At 72.3% G+C, this 16,887-nt stretch carries 14 protein-coding genes; 9 read left to right on the forward strand and 5 right to left on the reverse strand.

The window, feature by feature from the left end; genetic code table 11:
• Positions 1-37 precede the first annotated feature (37 nt).
• A complete protein-coding gene (locus ACFU5F_RS39705; protein WP_013002201.1) occupies positions 38-523 on the reverse strand; it encodes an Lrp/AsnC family transcriptional regulator in 486 nt (161 codons plus the stop codon).
• Between the two features lie 189 nt (positions 524-712).
• On the opposite strand from ACFU5F_RS39705, the gene pdhA reads away from it, so the two are divergent.
• The 6 genes from pdhA (at position 713) to ACFU5F_RS39735 (ending at position 7,829) form a co-directional block, all read left to right on the forward strand.
• Positions 713-1,849, forward strand: a complete 1,137-nt coding sequence (gene pdhA, locus ACFU5F_RS39710; protein ID WP_383898209.1) for a pyruvate dehydrogenase (acetyl-transferring) E1 component subunit alpha — start codon at positions 713-715, stop codon at positions 1,847-1,849.
• Entirely contained in the window at positions 1,846-2,850 is a 1,005-nt protein-coding gene (locus tag ACFU5F_RS39715) for an alpha-ketoacid dehydrogenase subunit beta (protein ID WP_383898211.1), read from the forward strand. The genes pdhA and ACFU5F_RS39715 overlap by 4 nt, the downstream gene beginning before the upstream one ends.
• The gene (locus ACFU5F_RS39720) at positions 2,850-4,193 is read left to right on the forward strand and encodes a dihydrolipoamide acetyltransferase family protein (RefSeq protein WP_383898213.1); all 1,344 of its coding nucleotides are present in this window, start codon (positions 2,850-2,852) and stop codon (positions 4,191-4,193) included. The genes ACFU5F_RS39715 and ACFU5F_RS39720 overlap by 1 nt, the downstream gene beginning before the upstream one ends.
• Before the next feature lie 114 nt (positions 4,194-4,307).
• Complete coding sequence (locus ACFU5F_RS39725) at positions 4,308-5,273, forward strand: NTP transferase domain-containing protein (protein WP_383898215.1); 966 nt, start codon at positions 4,308-4,310, stop codon at positions 5,271-5,273.
• The gene (locus ACFU5F_RS39730; RefSeq protein ID WP_383898217.1) at positions 5,270-6,625 is read left to right on the forward strand and encodes a molybdopterin molybdotransferase MoeA; all 1,356 of its coding nucleotides are present in this window, start codon (positions 5,270-5,272) and stop codon (positions 6,623-6,625) included. Before ACFU5F_RS39725 ends, ACFU5F_RS39730 begins: the two co-directional genes overlap by 4 nt.
• A gap of 112 nt (positions 6,626-6,737) precedes the next feature.
• Complete coding sequence (locus tag ACFU5F_RS39735; protein ID WP_383898219.1) at positions 6,738-7,829, forward strand: potassium channel family protein; 1,092 nt, start codon at positions 6,738-6,740, stop codon at positions 7,827-7,829.
• Positions 7,830-7,891: 62 nt separating this feature from the next.
• Here ACFU5F_RS39735 and ACFU5F_RS39740 read toward each other — a convergent pair whose 3' ends face one another.
• Both ACFU5F_RS39740 and ACFU5F_RS39745 read right to left on the reverse strand, forming a co-directional pair.
• Positions 7,892-8,740 carry an ABC transporter permease gene (locus ACFU5F_RS39740; protein WP_383898221.1) on the reverse strand — a complete coding sequence of 283 codons (849 nt, stop codon included), beginning with the start codon at positions 8,738-8,740 and terminating at the stop codon, positions 7,892-7,894.
• Positions 8,737-9,768 (reverse strand): ATP-binding cassette domain-containing protein, encoded by a 1,032-nt coding sequence (locus tag ACFU5F_RS39745; protein ID WP_383898223.1) that lies wholly within the window; start codon positions 9,766-9,768, stop codon positions 8,737-8,739. Before ACFU5F_RS39745 ends, ACFU5F_RS39740 begins: the two co-directional genes overlap by 4 nt.
• 1,176 nt (positions 9,769-10,944) lie before the next feature.
• On the opposite strand from ACFU5F_RS39745, the gene ACFU5F_RS39750 reads away from it, so the two are divergent.
• Entirely contained in the window at positions 10,945-11,925 is a 981-nt protein-coding gene (locus ACFU5F_RS39750) for an NAD(P)H-quinone oxidoreductase (protein ID WP_383898225.1), read from the forward strand.
• Positions 11,926-11,999: 74 nt separating this feature from the next.
• Here the strand turns inward: ACFU5F_RS39750 and ACFU5F_RS39755 are convergent, their stop codons facing one another.
• Positions 12,000-12,428, reverse strand: coding sequence for a hypothetical protein (locus tag ACFU5F_RS39755; RefSeq protein ID WP_383898227.1), 429 nt, complete (start codon positions 12,426-12,428; stop codon positions 12,000-12,002).
• Between the two features lie 146 nt (positions 12,429-12,574).
• On the opposite strand from ACFU5F_RS39755, the gene ACFU5F_RS39760 reads away from it, so the two are divergent.
• Positions 12,575-13,117 carry a bacterial proteasome activator family protein gene (locus ACFU5F_RS39760; protein WP_383898229.1) on the forward strand — a complete coding sequence of 181 codons (543 nt, stop codon included), beginning with the start codon at positions 12,575-12,577 and terminating at the stop codon, positions 13,115-13,117.
• A 115-nt stretch (positions 13,118-13,232) separates the two neighbouring features.
• Here ACFU5F_RS39760 and ACFU5F_RS39765 read toward each other — a convergent pair whose 3' ends face one another.
• The gene (locus ACFU5F_RS39765) at positions 13,233-14,876 is read right to left on the reverse strand and encodes a protein kinase (RefSeq protein WP_383898231.1); all 1,644 of its coding nucleotides are present in this window, start codon (positions 14,874-14,876) and stop codon (positions 13,233-13,235) included.
• A gap of 391 nt (positions 14,877-15,267) precedes the next feature.
• On the opposite strand from ACFU5F_RS39765, the gene ACFU5F_RS39770 reads away from it, so the two are divergent.
• Positions 15,268-16,839: a protein kinase gene (locus ACFU5F_RS39770; RefSeq protein WP_383898233.1), complete on the forward strand. Its 1,572-nt coding sequence runs from the start codon at positions 15,268-15,270 to the stop codon at positions 16,837-16,839.
• The last annotated feature ends 48 nt before the right edge of the window (positions 16,840-16,887 follow it).

Raw genomic sequence — 16,887 nt, forward strand, 5'->3', positions numbered from 1 at the left:
GGCTCATGCGCCCGCCGACGGCCCGGCAGCGGGCCCCTCACCCCTCCGGTTCCACGTCCTCCTCCTCGAACACCAGCAGGGTCCGGGTGCTGAGCACCTCCGGGATGGCCTGGAGCTTGGTGAGGACGACCTCGCGCAGGGCCCGGTTGTCCGAGGTGTGCACCAGGAGCAGGACGTCGTAGTCGCCGCCGACCAGCGCGATGTGGGCGGCGCCGGAGAGTTGGCGCAACTGGTCGCGGACGGTGCGCCAGGAGTTCTGCACGATCTTGAGAGTGATGTAGGCCGAGGTGCCCTTTCCGGCGCGCTCGTGGTTCACGCGCGCCCCGAAGCCCCGGATCACGCCGTCCTCGATGAGGCGGTTGATGCGCGCGTAGGCGTTGGCGCGGGAGACATGGACGCGTTCGGCGACGGACCGTATCGAGGCGCGGCCGTCGGCCTGCAGCATGCGCAGGATGTCCTGGTCTATGGCGTCCAGCGGTCGAGGGGGCGGGAGGGCCGGACCGTGCTCCGGCGGCTCGGCCATTTGTTCAGGTGCCATGTGCCCCTGCCTCCCTGCCATGGACGGACTGCGTTCATTCCAGGCTGTGCAGAACCGTTTGTCCACAGCCTGAGGGTGCCTGTAGCCAAAATGCGTCAGCGACCGAACAATCGGTAGGTGAGACGCGTCACAACCGTGCCGCGTCCCTGAGCCACTCCCACGAGGAGGTGCCGTATGACGGTCATGGAGCAGCGGGGCGCGTACCGCCCGACACCGCCGCCCGCCTGGCAGCCCCGCACGGACCCCGCGCCGCTGCTGCCCGACGCCCTGCCCCACCGCGTGCTCGGTACGGACGCGGCCGCCGACGCCGACCCCGCGCTGCTGCGCCGGCTCTACGCCGAGCTGGTGCGCGGCCGCCGCTACAACACGCAGGCCACCGCCCTGACCAAGCAGGGCAGGCTCGCCGTCTACCCCTCCAGCACCGGCCAGGAGGCCTGCGAGGTCGCCGCCGCGCTGGTCCTCGAGGAGCGGGACTGGCTCTTCCCGAGCTACCGCGACACGCTCGCCGCCGTCGCCCGTGGCCTTGACCCCGTGCAGGCGCTCACGCTGCTGCGCGGCGACTGGCACACCGGCTACGACCCGCACGAGTACCGCGTCGCGCCGCTGTGCACCCCCCTCGCCACCCAGCTCCCGCACGCCGTGGGCCTCGCGCACGCCGCCCGCCTCAAGGGCGACGACGTGGTGGCACTGGCCCTGGTCGGCGACGGTGGCACCAGCGAGGGCGACTTCCACGAGGCGCTCAACTTCGCCGCCGTCTGGCAGGCGCCGGTCGTCTTCCTCGTCCAGAACAACGGCTTCGCGATCTCCGTACCGCTCGCCAAGCAGACCGCCGCCCCGTCGCTGGCCCACAAGGCCGTCGGCTACGGGATGCCGGGCCGCCTGGTCGACGGCAACGACGCGGCGGCCGTGCACCAGGTCCTCGCCGAAGCCGTGGCCCACGCCCGCGCGGGAGGCGGTCCCACGCTGGTCGAGGCGGTCACGTACCGCATCGACGCCCACACCAACGCCGACGACGCGACCCGCTACCGGGGCGACGCCGAGGTCGAGACCTGGCGCGCGCACGACCCGATCGCGATCCTGGAGCACGAGCTGACGGAGCGCGGCCTCCTCGACGAGGACGGCATCCGGGCCGCCCGGGACGCCGCCGAGGCGATGGCGGCCGACCTGCGCGAGCGCATGAACCAGGACCCGGTGCTCGACCCCATGGACCTCTTCGCCCACGTCTACGCCGAGCCCACCCCGCAACTGCGTGAACAGGAAGCCCTGCTCAGGGCCGAGCTGGCGGCGGAGAACGAAGGGGCGCGGCCATGACCACCGTCGCCGTCAAGCCCGCCACCATGGCGCAGGCGCTCAACCGCGCGCTGCGCGACGCCATGACCGCCGACCCCACCGTGCACGTCATGGGCGAGGACGTCGGCGCCCTCGGCGGTGTCTTCCGCGTCACCGACGGGCTCGCCAAGGAGTTCGGCGAGGACCGGGTCACCGACACCCCGCTCGCCGAGGCGGGCATCCTCGGCACCGCCGTCGGCATGGCCATGTACGGGCTCAGGCCGGTCGTGGAAATGCAGTTCGACGCGTTCGCCTACCCGGCGTTCGAGCAGCTCATCAGCCATGTCGCCCGCATGCGCAACCGCACGCGCGGAGCGATGCCCCTGCCGATCACCATCCGTGTCCCGTACGGCGGCGGCATCGGTGGCGTCGAACACCACAGCGACTCCTCCGAGGCGTACTACATGGCGACTCCGGGGCTCCATGTCGTCACGCCCGCCACCGTCGCCGACGCCTACGGCCTGCTGCGCGCCGCCATCGCCTCCGACGACCCGGTCGTCCTCCTGGAGCCCAAGCGCCTGTACTGGTCGAAGGACTCCTGGAACCCCGAGGAGCCGCAGGCCGTCGAGCCGATCGGCCGCGCGGTCGTGCGCCGCGCCGGCCGCAGCGCCACCCTCATCACCTACGGCCCGTCCGTGCCCGTCTGTCTGGAGGCCGCCGAGGCGGCCACGGCCGAGGGCTGGGACCTCGAAGTCGTCGACCTGCGCTCCCTGGTCCCCTTCGACGACGAGACCGTCGCCGCGTCGGTACGCCGGACCGGCCGGGCGGTCGTCGTGCACGAGTCGGGCTCCTACGGCGGTCCGGGCGGCGAGATCGCGGCCCGCGTCACCGAGCGCTGCTTCCACCACCTGGAGGCGCCCGTGCTGCGCGTCGCCGGGTTCGACATCCCGTACCCCCCGCCCATGCTGGAGCGGCACCACCTCCCCGGCGTCGACCGGATCCTGGACGCCGTGGGCCGTCTGCAGTGGGAGGCGGGGAACTGATGGCCCAGGTGCTGGAGTTCAAGCTGCCCGACCTCGGTGAGGGATTGACCGAGGCCGAGATCGTGCGCTGGCTGGTCCAGGTCGGGGACGTCGTCGCGATCGACCAGCCGGTCGTCGAGGTCGAGACGGCCAAGGCCATGGTCGAGGTCCCCTGCCCCTACGGCGGTGTCGTCACCGCCCGCTTCGGCGAGGAGGGCACGGAACTGCCCGTCGGCGCGCCCTTGCTGACCGTGGCCGTGGGGGCACCCGCCTCGGACGCCACCGCCGGCGAGGGCTCCGGCAACGTGCTGGTCGGGTACGGCACCGGCGCGCCGCCGGCGCGGCGCAGGCGGGTGCGGCCCGGGGAACCGATCCGGTCCACCATGCCCGCCGAGCCGACGGCCCCGCGCACCGTCATCGACCCGACACCCGCCCCGGTCGCCGCTCCCGCGTGTTCGGACGGACCCGTGCCGGTCATCTCCCCGCTCGTCCGCCGTCTCGCCCGCGAGAACGGCCTGGACCTGCGGACGTTGCACGGCTCGGGCCCCGAGGGACTGATCCTGCGGGCCGACGTGGAGCACGCGCTGCGGGCCGCCACGGCCCCCGCCCCCGCTCCGGAGCCGAGGGCCGTGACCGCACAGCCGGCCGCGCGGCCCGCACCCGCCGAGGCACCCTCCGCCACCCGCATCCCCCTCCGGGGCGTGCGGGGCGCCGTCGCCGACAAGCTCTCCCGCAGCCGGCGCGAGATCCCCGACGCCACCTGCTGGGTGGACGCCGACGCGACGGAACTGATGCGCGCCCGGGCGGCGATGAACGCGGCCGGGGGCCCGAAGATCTCCGTCCTCGCGCTGCTCGCCCGGATCTGCACCGCCGCCCTGGCCCGTTTCCCGGAGCTGAACTCGACGGTCGACATGGAGGCCCGCGAGGTCGTCCGGCTCGACCGGGTGCACCTCGGGTTCGCCGCGCAGACCGAACGGGGGCTGGTCGTGCCCGTCGTCCGGGACGCGCACACCAGGAACACGGAGTCGCTCACCGCCGAGTTCGCGCGGCTGACCGAGGCGGCACGGACCGGGACCCTGACACCCGGCCAGCTGACCGGCGGGACCTTCACCCTGAACAACTACGGCGTCTTCGGGGTCGACGGCTCCACGCCGATCATCAACCACCCCGAGGCCGCCATGCTCGGCGTCGGCCGCATCGTCCCCAAGCCGTGGGTGCACGAGGGCGAGCTGGCGGTACGGCAGGTCGTGCAGCTCTCGCTCACCTTCGACCACCGGGTGTGCGACGGCGGCACGGCGGGCGGCTTCCTGCGATTCGTGGCCGACTGCGTCGAACAGCCGGCGGTGCTGCTGCGCACGCTCTGAACAGGGGATGTACCCGGCCGGGACCGATCGCCCACGCCGTCGGACCCGGTCGGTCCCTGATCGCGCGGCCTCTCCCACGTTCCCTGTGATCGTCGGGACCCGCATACTCGGAGGGTGACCGCGTACGAGCCCCCGGGCGACCCCGGTACCGAGGCGTTCGACGCCGTCGTGCTCGCCGGCGGCGCCGCCCGGCGGCTCGGCGGCGCCGACAAGCCCGCCGTGCGCGTGGGGGGCCGGGCGCTGCTCGACCGAGTGCTGACCGCCTGTGCCGGGGCCGGGACGACCGTCGTCGTCGCCGCACCCCGGCCCACCGCGCGGGCCGTACGGTGGGCCCGAGAGGACCCCCCGGGCGGCGGCCCGCTCGCCGCGCTGGGTGCCGGACTGCGGCACACCACCGCACCCCGCGTCCTCGTTCTCTCCGCCGACCTGCCGTTCCTGGGAGAGGAGACGGTGGGGCGTCTGCTCCGCGCCCTCTCGGACAGCGCGGGCTCCGCCGACGGCGTGCTGGTCACCGACCCCGACGGCCGCGACCAGCCCCTCGTCGCCGTCTACCGGGCCGAGGCCCTGCGCCGGGAGCTGGCCCGGCTCGCCGCCGAGCACAACGGTCTCACCGGGCTCCCCCTGCGGCGGCTGACCGCCGCGCTGCGCCTCACCCGCATCACCGACCCGGTCGCGTCCTTCGACTGCGACACCTGGGACGACATCGCCGCCGCCCGCGCACGGATCAGGGAGCATGGCCACGTGTTGGATGAATGGATTTCCGCAGTCAAGGACGAGCTGGGGATCGACCTCGACGTCGACATCACCGAGCTGCTCGACCTCGCCCGTGACGCCGCCCACAGCGTGGCCCGGCCCGCCGCCCCGTTGACCACCTTCCTGATCGGCTACGCCGCCGCCCGCGCCGGTGGAGGCCCGGAGGCGGTCACCGAGGCCGCCCGCAAGGCGTCCGCCCTGGCCCTGCGCTGGGCCGAGGAGGACCCGCCGGCCGCCGGGCCGGACGCCCCGTCGGATCCCGCGCCGGACGCGGACGCCGATGCCCGCACCGGCTCCGGCCAGGACACCGGCCCGGCCGCCGGATGACCGCCCAGGACGCCGAGGAGCTCGACGTGGAGGAGGCGCTGGCCGTGGCCAACGACAGAGCCGTCCAGGGGCCGATGGAGCCCCGTCCCTCCCGCGAGACCCCCGTGCCGGGGCGGTCCGAGGAGCACCGGGCCAAGGGCGACTCCCCCCACGGGGACACCTCCTGGCCCGAGGCCCGGGCCATCGCCGAACGCGCCGCCCGTACGGCCGGCCGCCGGGCCCCTGTCTCGGTCACCGTCGACCAGGCGCTCGGACTCGTACTCGCCGCGCCCCTGACCGCCCTCACCGACCTCCCCTCCTTCGACACGTCCGCCATGGACGGCTGGGCGGTGGCGGGTCCCGGCCCGTGGGCCGTGCGGGAGGACGGTGTCCTCGCAGGGCACGCCGATCCCGGGCGGCTGACGGACGGGGAGGCGGTCCGGATCGCCACCGGCGCCCGCATCCCGCCCGACACCACCGCCGTCCTGCGCAGCGAGCACGGCCTCACCGACGACAAGGGCCGGCTGCATCCGACCCGGGACCTCGTCCACGGGCAGGACATCCGCCCGCGAGGCCAGGAGTGCCGTCACGGCGACCAACTGCTGCCGCTCGGCACACAGATCACCCCGGCCGCGCTCGGGCTCGCGGCGGCCGCCGGGTACGACACGGTGACCGTGCTCCCCCGCCCGCGCGTCGAACTGCTCGTCCTGGGCGACGAACTGCTCACCGACGGACTTCCGCGCGAGGGCCTCATCCGGGATGCTCTCGGCCCCATGCTGCCGTCCTGGCTGCGGGCGCTCGGCGCCGAGGTCACCGCCGTGCGCCGCCTCGGGGACGACGCCGACGCCCTGTACCGGGCCGTGAAGAAGTCCTCCGCCGACCTCATCGTCACCACGGGCGGTACGGCCGCCGGGCCCGTCGACCACGTCCACTCCATCCTGCGCCGGGTCGGGGCCGAACTCCTCGTCGACGGTGTGAAGGTGCGCCCCGGGCATCCCATGCTGTTGGCCCGCACCAAGCAGGACCAGCATCTCGTCGGGCTGCCCGGCAACCCGCTGGCCGCCGTCTCCGGGCTGTTCACGCTCGCCGAGCCGCTGCTGCGGACTCTCGCCGGACGCCCGGCCCCGGAGCCGTACGCGGTGCCGCTGCGCGAGGGGGTGCACGGCCATCCGTACGACACCCGGCTCGTGCCCGTCGGCCTGCGCGGGGACGATGCCGTGCCGTTGCACTACAACGGTCCCGCTATGCTCCGCGGAATCGCCACCGCCGATGCTCTAGCCGTCGTACCACCCGGCGGCGCCCGCCTCGGTCAGGCGCTGGAACTGCTCGACCTGCCCTGGGCGACCGCGGGGATCCAGGTGTGTTTCACGTGAAACGTCGGTATGGCCGACCGGCCGTAGGACCAACGGTGTTTCACGTGAAACAACGGGCCGTCGGGGGCGGGGTACAGCCAGGGGACGTACGTCGAAACGGGGAGTGTTTCACGTGAAACTGCCGGGCCAGGACGCGATCGCCCGCAATGCGGACGAGCGTCTGGTGACCCACCAGGTGAGGCTGCCGAAACAGGAGGTCGAGCGGCCGATCCGACAGGTCGGTATGCGGCTGGCGATGGCCTTGTTCGTGCTGGTCGCGACCGCGTTCATCGTCTACGCCGACCACGAGGGGTACAACGACAACTCCGACGGTTCGGTGGATCTGCTCGACGCGTTCTACTACGCCACCGTCACCCTCTCCACCACCGGATACGGCGACATCACGCCGGTCAGCGATGCTGCCCGGTTCACCAACATCTTCGTGATCACCCCGCTGCGTGTGCTGTTCCTGATCATCCTGGTCGGTACCACGCTGGAGGTTCTCACGGAGCGCACGCGCGAAGAATGGCGACTGAACCGCTGGAGGGCGGCCTTGAGGGATCACACCGTTGTCGTCGGCTGGGGGACCAAGGGGCGGTCGGCGGTTCAGACCGTCTGCGTGACGGGGCTGAAGAAGGAGCAGATCGTCGTCGTGGACCCCAGCTCCAAGGCCATCGAGGCAGCGACGTCCGAGGGATACACCGGGGTCATCGGGGACGCGACCCGCAGTGATGTGTTGTTGCGGGCCGAGCTGCAGAAGGCGCGGCAGATCATCATCTCCACCGCGCGGGACGACACCGCCGTCCTGGTCGCGCTGACCGCCCGCCAGCTCAACCGCCAGGCGAAGATCGTGGCCGCCGTGCGCGAGGAGGAGAACGCGCCGCTGCTGAAGCAGTCCGGGGCGGACGTGGTCATCACCAGTGCCAGCGCGGCCGGACGGCTGCTCGGGCTCTCCGTACTCAGCCCGGCGGCCGGCATGGTGATGGAGGACCTCATCCAGCAGGGCAGCGGGCTCGACATCGCCGAACGGCCGGTCATAAAGGCGGAGGTGGGGCGCGGGGTGCGGGAGACGGAGGACCTCGTGGTCAGCGTGCTGCGCGGACACCGGGTGCTCGGCTACGACGATCCGTCCATCGGTCAGCTCCAGCTGACGGACCGGCTCATCACCATCGTCCGTGCCACCCCGAGCACGAAGATCACCCCCGAGACCAAGCACCTGCCGTGACGGAGAACGAGAGGGTGGCCCCGGGATGCGTAACCCCGGGGCCACCCTCTTGGCGTGGACGCCTACTTGCGGTTGTACAGCCGCATCGTGATCGGTCCGAAGACCAGCACGAACAGGGCGGACCAGCCCAGCGTCCAGGCGATCTCCGCGGTGGGCCACTCGCCCGCCATCAACTCGCGGACCGCCGAGGCCAGATGGGTGACCGGGCTGTTGTTGACGAACGCCTGGAGCCAGCCCGGCATCGTGCTCGGGTCGACGAAGACGTTGGACAGGAAGGTCAGCGGGAAGATCACCATCATGCTGACGCCCATCACGGACTTCTCGGTGCGCAGCATCAGGCCGAACATCGTCCAGATCCACGAGAACGAGAACGAGAAGACGATGAGCAGCGCGACCCCGGCGACCACGCCCAGCACCCCGCCGTCCGGGCGGTAGCCGAGGATCATGCCGACGGTGAGCATCACCACGGACGCGATCGCGTACCGCAGGGCGTCGCCCAGCAGATAGCCGACCATCGTCGACGGCCGCCAGATCGGCAGCGAGCGGAAGCGGTCGAAGACGCCCTTCTCGATGTCCGTGTTGACGGAGACGCCGGTGTACATCGTGATCATCACGACCGACATCACCAGGATGCCCGGCAGCAGGAACTGGATGTACTCCTCGGGCGAGCCGGCCAGCGCACCGCCGAAGAGGTACGTGTACATCAGCACCATCATGATCGGGAAGGCGGTGACGTCGAAGAGCTGTTCCGGCACGTGCTTGATCTTGAGCATGGCCCGCCAGCCGAAGGTCAGCGAGGCCGACAGCGCGCTGGGCCGCGGTGGGCGGTCCTTGGAGATGAGCAGCGCGGCGAGCGACTCGGCGCTGACGGGGGCGAGTTCCTTGTTCTCGGTGGTGGTCGCGGTGCTCATGCCGCCGCCTCGTCCTTCGTGTCGGGGGCGTCGTCGGCCTGTGTGGCCGTCGCCTGGGTGTCGTGTCCGGTGAGGGCGAGGAAGACCTCGTCCAGGCTGGGCTGTCCCAGCGAGAAGTTGTCGACGGTGATGCCGGTGCGGGCCAGTTCGGCCAGTGCCCGGGCGGCGGCCTCGGCGGCCCCCTGCCCGCCCGCGGATCCCGCGCCGACGCGCGCCGTCAGCGCCACCGGGTCCGGCTCCCGCTGCACGTCGGCGTCGAGGGTGAGCCGCAGCACCTCCTCCGCCTGCGGCCTCTGGGCCGCGTCGCGCAGCCGCAGATGGACGGAACCGGCGCCGACGGACGCCTTCAGCTCGCCCTTGGTGCCCTCCGCGATCACCTTGCCGTGGTCGATGACCGCGATCCGGGACGCCAGCTGGTCCGCCTCGTCCAGGTACTGCGTGGTCAGCAGGACCGTCGTGCCCTGGGCGACCACCGCGCGCACGATGTCCCACACCTGGTTGCGGCTGCGCGGGTCGAGGCCGGTCGTGGGCTCGTCGAGGAACAGCAGGTCGGGTGTGTTGAGGATGGACGCGGCGATGTCGATACGGCGCCGCATGCCGCCCGAGTAGTGCTTGACCTGTTTCGCGGCGGCCTCGCTCAGTCCGAAGGCCTCCAGCAGCTGTTCGGCACGGAGCCGTGCGGCCGCCTTGCCGTGGCCGAGGAGGCGGGCGAGCAGCACCAGGTTCTCGGTGCCGGTCAGGTCCTCGTCCACGGAGGCGTACTGCCCGGTCAGGCTCACCCGCCCGCGGACCTCGTCGGCCTCCCGGACGACGTCGTGACCGAAGACGTGCGCCTCGCCCCCGTCGGGGCGCAGCAGGGTGGCGAGCATCTTCACCGTGGTCGTCTTGCCGGCGCCGTTCGGGCCGAGGACGCCGTAGACCGTGCCGGCGGGCACGGCCAGGTCGACGCCGTCGACGGCCCGGGTCTCGCCGAAGGTCTTGACCAGACCCGCGGTCTCGATCGCGAGGCCGGACGTCTGTGCGCTCATGTCTGAGATCCTTCCGCGTACGGGGCCCGTGTCCTGGGCTACGCAAAGGGAGACCACGGGGACCGCCGAAACTCATCGGTCGCCGCGCGAAAAGTCGGGACGGCTTCGCACTCGCGGTCGAAGCGGGTCCTCGCGCGTCCGCGCGGCAGTGCAGCCTTCACGGTCTCGCCGATGGGCTGGATACGCATCCCAATTTGTGGCGGTGGGTTCGGGGACGGGGGTGCGGCAGCGGTTCGGCGGGGTGCGAGGACGGGGCCGCGGAGGCGGTTCGCGGTGCGGCGGGCGCGGGGCGCACCGGGCCATCGGTACGGCCGACGGCACGGTCGAGGGCGTGGGGGCAGTCCCGCCGACCGGGGCTGGGGCAACCACCGAGGGGACGCAGGCCGGGCCCCCGACGGCGGCTGGCCAGCGGGGCCTCGGTGCGTGGGGGCCGACGGGAGCGGAGCGCCGCGGGCGGTCGCCTGAGTGGGGGCGGGGCGGACGGCTGGTGTTGGGGAAGGGGTGGGATGCATGCAGGCCGCAGCCGCTGTCGGCGGCTGGCCCGCGGGGTCCTGGGGCGGGATCGACCGGAGCAGAGGGCCTGGTGCGGTCGCCTGAGTGGGCAGTGGGCGGACGGCTGGTGTTGGGGGCGGGGCGGGGCGAGGGAGGCATGGGGGCCGGGCCGTCGGTGGGGCTGGTGCCAGGGTCCTGGGGTGTGGGCCGCCGGAGGAGAGGGCCTGGTGCGGTCGCCTGAGTGGGCAGTGGGCGGACGGCTGGTGTGTGTGGGGGGGGCGGGGCGGGAGGAATGCGGCCCTGCCGTCGGTGGGTCCCGCGCCAGGGTCCCGGGGCTTGTGGTGCCGTCCGGAGGGGGCCGGGTGAGAACGGCGGTGCGGGGCCGCCGCGTCGGGAGCGGGTCGGCGACGGGGGATGTGGTCGTCGGCGGGGGCAGGGCCGCGCGGGATCGGCGACGGGAGGGCGTTCGGGATCGGCACGCGGGGCCGGGCGGGCCGGGGCGGCCGACCGGCGTTGGAGGGGTGCGGGTCGGAGCGGCGTCGGTCGGGTGAGGGAGCTGAGGCGTGGCCGCCGGCCGGAGGAGGCGCGAACGGGGCCGGGGCGGGGCGGGCCTGGGAGCGGAGGCGTGAAGGTGTCGTCGCCGGGGGCGGCGGGACGTGGAGGTCGAGGAGTAGCGTCCCCCTCATGCATGCGATCACGATTCCCGAACCCGGTGGACCCGAGGCCCTGGTGTGGGACGAGGTCCCCGACCCCGTGCCCGGCGAGGGCGAAGTGCTCATCGAGGTGGCGGCGAGCGCGGTGAACCGTGCCGACCTGCTCCAGCGGCAGGGCTTCTACGATCCACCGCCCGGCGCCTCCCCCTACCCCGGCCTGGAGTGTTCCGGGCGCATCGCGGAGATCGGCCCCGGGGTGGCCGGATGGAACGTCGGCGACGAGGTGTGCGCGCTGCTCGCGGGCGGCGGTTACGCGGAGAAGGTCGTCGCCCCGGCCGCCCAGCTGCTGCCCGTGCCCGCCGGGATCGGCCTGACCGCGTCGGCCGCGCTGCCCGAGGTCACCTGCACGGTCTGGTCGAACGTCTTCATGGTGGCCCATCTGCGTCCGGGCGAGACCCTGCTCGTGCACGGCGGCTCCAGCGGCATCGGCACCATGGCCATCCAGCTCGCCAAGGCCGTCGGCGCGAAGGTGGCGGTCACGGCGGGTACCGAGGAGAAGCTCGCCCAGTGCGCCGCCCTGGGGGCGGACACCCTGATCAACTACCGCGAGCAGGACTTCGTCGAGGAGGTCCGCAAGGTCACGGACGGCAGGGGCGCGGACGTGGTCCTCGACAACATGGGTGCCAAGTACCTCGACCGCAACGTCCGCGTGCTCGCCGTCAACGGCCGCCTCGCGATCATCGGTATGCAGGGCGGCGTCAAGGGCGAACTGAACATCGGCGCCCTCCTCGCCAAGCGCGCCGCGATCAGCGCGACCTCGCTGCGCGCCCGCCCCCGGGAGGAGAAGGCCGCGATCGTCGCGGCCGTGCGCGAACACGTGTGGCCGCTGCTCGACGGGGGCCACGTGCGTCCCGTCGTCGACCGCGAGATCCCCATGGACGACGCGGCCACGGCCCACCGGGTGCTGGAGGAGAGCGGCCACATCGGCAAGGTCCTCCTGGTCGTGCCGTAACCGACGCGACGACCGGGCCGCCGACGCGACGACCGGGCCGCCGACGCTGCTGATGGACCCGCACGCCGCCCCGCTCAGTACCGTCTTATCCGCAGTCCGACGAAGGCCAGACCGAGCCCCACCCCCATCAGGATGAGACCGCTGCCGAGAGCCATGACCCGCAGGACGGGTTCCTCGGCGGTCGCGGTGCCGGCTCCGGGTGGTGCGGCCGGCGGGGGCGGGGCGGTGTCCGGGCGGACCGAGGTACCCGTTTCCGGGCCGTCCGGCTCGGGGACCGGTACCGGTACCTCCGAGGGCGCGTACGTGTCGTCCGGGGCCATGGGCCAGGCGTCCTCCCGCCCCGGCCGCTCCCGCCCCTCGCCCGCACGGCTGCCGGCCCGGGAGGACGCGGGGTCGGGCTCGGCCGCGTGGACGGCAGGCACGGCCCCCGCCACCAGGACCACCAGCAGTCCCGTGACGCGGACGAGTCCCGTCAGGCGCGTCGAACGAAGCCAAGGAGCCACGCCCTCAGGCTCACACGCACCCCGCCCCCCGGCATCTCGGCGCGAGCAGCCGGACCCACGCCGGACGGCTGCCGTGTGAACGGTGGATCACCCTGTGTGGGGGGCGCCAGCCCGGGGAGGTGGGGGCGTGGGAGAGAATGAACGGCATGGAGATGCCGAGGAACGAACGGTCGCCCGAACAGCCCCAGATCCTGGTCGTGGGCCAGGACGGAATGGCGGTGGGCGGCGGAGGAGACGAGGACTCCCGCGAGGTCCCGGTGACGGAGATGGTGGAACAGCCGGCCAAGGTCATGCGCATCGGCAGCATGATCAAGCAGCTGCTCGAAGAGGTACGGGTCGCCCCTCTCGACGAGGCCAGCCGGGCCCGGCTGAAGGAGATCCACGCCAGCTCGGTCAAGGAACTGGAGGACGGCCTGGCGCCCGAGCTGGTGGAGGAGCTGGAGCGGCTCTCCCTGCCCTTCACGGACGAGGTGATCCCGAGCGACGCGGAGCTGCGGATCGCGCAGGCCCAGCTGGTCGGCTGGCTCGAAGGTCTCTTCCACGGGATCCAGACGACGCTGTTCGCCCAGCAGATGGCCGCCCGTGCCCAGCTGGAGCAGATGCGCCGTGCGCTGCCGCCCGGCGTCGGCGGCCACGAGGGCGACGACGACCCGCGGACGATCGGCCGCTCGGGAGGCCCGTACCTCTAGCCCCGGGCGACACCCCGTCCGGCGACCCGGCCCGACACCCCGCACACCCCCACGTACGCAAAGGGCCCGGCACATGACGTGCCGGGCCCTTCCACATGCCGGGGTGCGCGAGGCGTCAGGACGGGTTGCCCGTGGAGACCTTGAGGACGATCGAGGGCATGTCCTTGGGGTCGACGTCCTCGTCGGCCGACGGGTACTGCTCCATCACCGTGCCCTCGCCGTACGTGTTCTCGTCGACCTTCTGCACGTCGTACTCCCAGCCGGCCGCCTGGAAGCACTTCTTCACCGAGTCGATGTTCTTGAAGGTGAAGTCCGGCAGTTCGATCTTGTCCGGGTCGTTGTACGACTCCACGGGCTCCGTGCACGCGGTCGTTTCGATGACCTTCGACGTGTCCGGTCCCTTGTGCCCCTCGACCACGGTCGGCGAGGAGGACGCGCTCGGGCCGCTGTCGCCGCCCTCGGACTCCGTCCCCTTGCTCAGGGTCAGCGCCACGATCAGACCGCCGACCGCGAGGACCGACACGGCGATCGCCCCCATGATCACGCCCTTGTTGCTCTTCCCGCCCCCGGCACCTCCCGCCGACGGCGAGGACTGCTGGGGCGAGATGGTGTACGGCGGCGGGGTGGCCGGCCCCTGTTGCGGCGCGTACTGGGCGGTCTGCGGCGGCGTCGGGTAACCGCCCTGCTGCGGGTAGCCGTAGGACGGGGCGGGCGCGGGCGTCGGCGGGCCGTATCCGCCCGTCGCGTGCGGCTGGTACGGCATCTGCACACTGCCGGACTGCGGCGCGCCCGTCTGGTCGATCGGCGGGAAGACGGCCGAGGAGACCCCGGCGCCGCTGGGCGTCTGGGCGCCCGGCACGATGCTCGGCGCGACGGGCTGCAGGGACGCGGCGACCCGCATGCACTCGTCCCGCATCGCCTCCGCGCTCGGGAACCGCTCGTTCGGGTTCTTCTTCAGCGCGCGGGCGATGACGGCGTCGACGGCCGGCGGCAGGGAACGGTTGATCGAGGAGGGAGCGACGGGCTCCTCCTGGACGTGGGCGTAGGCGATGGCCAGCGGGGAGTCCGCCTCGAAGGGCAGCCGGCCGGTGGTCAGCTGGAACAGCATGATGCCGACCGAGTACAGGTCGGAGCGGGCGTCCACGCCACGGCCGAGGGCCTGCTCGGGCGAGAGGTACTGCGGGGTGCCGACGACCATGCCGGTCTGCGTCATCGACGTCACACCCGACTGCATGGCGCGGGCGATGCCGAAGTCCATGACCTTCACGACGTCGCGCTTGGTCATCATCACGTTGCCCGGCTTGATGTCCCGGTGGACCAGGCCCATCTCGTGGCTGATCTCCAGCGCCGCCAGCACGTCCGCGGTGATCTTCAGCGCCTTGTCGGCGGGCATCGCGCCGAGCTGGGCGACGTCCGCGTCGAGCACCGAACCGAGCGGCTTGCCCTCGATGTACTCCATGACGATGTACGGCGTCGTCATGCCGTCCATCTCGTCCTCGCCGGTGTCGAAGACGGAGACGATGTTGGTGTGGGTGAGCTTCGCCACGGCCTGCGCCTCGCGGCGGAAACGCTCACGGAAGGCCTGTTCGCGGCCCAGTTCCGTGTGGAGTGTCTTGATCGCGACCTGTCGGTCGAGCACCGAGTCGTACGCGAGGTGGACGGAGGCCATACCGCCCTCGCCGAGCAGGTCACGCAGCTGATAGCGGCCACCGGCTAGCGACCGTCCCGCGTACCGGCCCTGTGCGGCGTCCTGGCTCATCTTCCTGCGTCCCCCATCGGCGCGCGAAAGCTGCTGGCGTTGCTCCCGCGATCGTCTGATCCCTGATGCTGCTGGTGATCCTTTGAGCTATTCCCGGCCAAGTCTGCCCCAGGGCACCGACACGTCAAGCGCGGTGCCCGATCCGTGACCGTACGCGATAGAAGCGTCGCGGAAGCGTTACAGGGGGCGTACGCCCGGTACACAGAACTTGCACGAGTGCGCGCGCTGCGGGTTTCATGGCCGACTCAACCTATGGATCCACCTTGAACCCGTCGTGAACCCCGTCGCGCATCCAACCCGGACCGGCCCCTTGCGTGAAGGCTGTAGCGTGGCCGACGGAGACCGTAACAAGTACCGCGCGGACCGCGGGCAGAAACGACGGCGAGGACTGATGGCACAGCAGCAGCGCTCTCAGGGCCCGTCCGACCCCGAGGCGACTGGCGGCGGCATGTCGGACGCGCCGGAGTTGTGGGGCAACGGCGGGCTGGTCGGTGACGGTCGGTACCGGATGACCCACAGACTCGGCCGGGGCGGCATGGCCGAGGTGTTCGCGGCGGAGGACGTGCGCCTCGGTCGTACGGTGGCGGTCAAACTGCTCCGATCCGACCTGGCCGAGGACCCCATCTCCAAGGCCCGCTTCACGCGTGAGGCCCAGGCCGTGGCCGGTCTCAACCACCACTCGATCGTGGCGGTCTACGACTCCGGCGAGGACGTCGTGAACGGCACGCCCGTGCCGTACATCGTCATGGAGCTGGTCGAGGGCCGTACGATCCGCGACCTGCTGATCAACGCGGAGGCGCCCGGCCCCGAGCAGGCGCTGATCATCGTCTCCGGTGTGCTGGAGGCGCTCGCCTACTCCCACCAGCACGGCATCGTGCACCGCGACATCAAGCCGGCGAACGTCATCATCACCGACAACGGCGCCGTGAAGGTGATGGACTTCGGCATCGCCCGCGCCCTGCACGGGGCGTCGACGACGATGACGCAGACCGGCATGGTGATGGGTACACCCCAGTACCTCTCCCCGGAGCAGGCACTCGGCAAGGCCGTCGACCACCGCTCCGACCTGTACGCCACCGGCTGTCTGCTCTACGAACTCCTGGCGCTCAGGCCCCCCTTCATCGGCGAGACCCCGCTCTCGGTGGTCTACCAGCACGTCCAGGACATTCCGGTACCGCCCTCCGAGTCCTCGGACGGGGCGGCGCCGCCGGAGCTCGACGGCCTCGTCATGCGCTCCCTCGCCAAGGAGCCGGACGACCGGTTCCAGACGGCCGAGGAGATGCGCGGCCTCGTGCAGTACGGCCTGCAGATGCTGTACGACCAGGGCGGCCACACCGGCACCTGGAACACCGGGCCCGTCGCCGTGCACGACGGCCGGCACACGCCGCCGGGCGGTATGTCGGGTACCACTGTCATGCCCCACTCCGGGGAGGGCACCTCGCAGATCCCGCAGCCGATCCTGCCCGGATACGGCGGCGGTGGCCGGGACGACGGCGGTTTCGAGGGACGGGGCAACCGGGGCAGCGGCCGCGGCAAGCTGTGGATCCTCGCCGTTCTCGCGGTGATCGCCATCTCCGCGGGTGTCGCGCTGGCGCTGAACAACAAGGACGCCGGCAACGGCAGCGGCGGCACCGGGACCACGAAGTCCCCGACGGCGACGTCCTCCAGCAAGGACAAGGACACGAAGGAGACACCCACCGACGAGGTGACCGAGGAGGAGACGCAGGACAGCACTGGCTCGGGCGACAACCCCGACTACACGCCGTCGTACACGCGTTCCCCCTCCTTCAGTCAGTCGCCGACGGACGAGCCGACGGACGAGCCGACCACGGAGGAGCCGACGCCCTCCGAGGAGCCGACGACCTCCGAGGAGCCGGAGCCCCCGGTGAGCGAGACCCCGGACGACGGCAGCAGCGGGGACACCGCCGGTCTGCCGGGCGGTATCGGCGACGACGAGGAGTGATCTCCCGGTGTGCGAGGCGTTCGCGGAGTGACCCGTCCCGGGTCACTC

Source organism: Streptomyces sp. NPDC057438, from assembly GCF_042802995.1.
Taxonomy (GTDB): Bacteria; Actinomycetota; Actinomycetes; order Streptomycetales; family Streptomycetaceae; genus Streptomyces.